Source organism: Streptococcus pseudopneumoniae (assembly GCF_001072375.1).
Taxonomy (GTDB): domain Bacteria; phylum Bacillota; class Bacilli; order Lactobacillales; family Streptococcaceae; genus Streptococcus; species Streptococcus pseudopneumoniae_L.
The window spans coordinates 1-733 of sequence record NZ_JVKV01000104.1 but is presented as its reverse complement, the minus strand read 5'-3'; the positions used below and the strand labels follow the sequence as shown (position 1 = coordinate 733).

The 733-nt window shown below is 42.6% G+C and carries 1 protein-coding gene; it reads left to right on the top strand.

Annotation, left to right across the window (positions count from 1 at the left end; all coding sequences use genetic code 11):
- A partial coding sequence (locus ADH31_RS10040; RefSeq protein WP_049510188.1) for a mucin-binding protein occupies nucleotides 1-733 on the top strand: 733 nt, incomplete at both ends.

Below are 733 nucleotides of genomic sequence, written 5' to 3'. Positions count from 1 at the left end.
GACAGAAGCTGGTGGTAAGACAGTTACTCCAGAAAATCCTGAAGCAACAGATACAGTAACCTACAAACCACTTGGAAACTTGGTTCCAAAACCAGGAACACCAGACGATCCAAACTTCCCATCAACACCAAAAGTGAAGTATCCAAATGATCCAACAGATCCAAGTAAACCAGGTCAACCAGTTGTTCCAGACGTACCAGGCTACAAACCATACTTGCCAGATCCAAAAGATCCAAGCAAACCAGGTAAACCAGTAGAACCAGGAAAACCAATCACTCCTGAAAACCCAGGTGACGACACACCAATCATCTACGTACCAATCGTAAATGATGTGAAGAAACCAACTAAACAAACAGTTAAGTTTGAAGGAGCAGGCGATAAGACTCCAGGAGACAACGTCCAAGACGACTTCACATTCACTGGTAAAGTAAACAAAGCTGATGGAAGTACAACATGGACTGAGAAGAGCCATACTTACGGTAAGGTATCTGTACCAGTAATTCCAGGTTACTACGCTGATAAGACAGAAGCTGGTGGTAAGACAGTTACTCCAGAAAATCCTGAAGTAGTAGAGATTGTTACCTATAAACCACTTGGAAGCTTGGTTCCAAAATCTGATGATCCTAAATTCCCATCAACACCAGATGTGAAATATCCAAATGATCCAACAGATCCAACAAAACCAGGAAAACCAGTTGTTCCAGACGTACCAGGCTACAAACCATACTTGCCA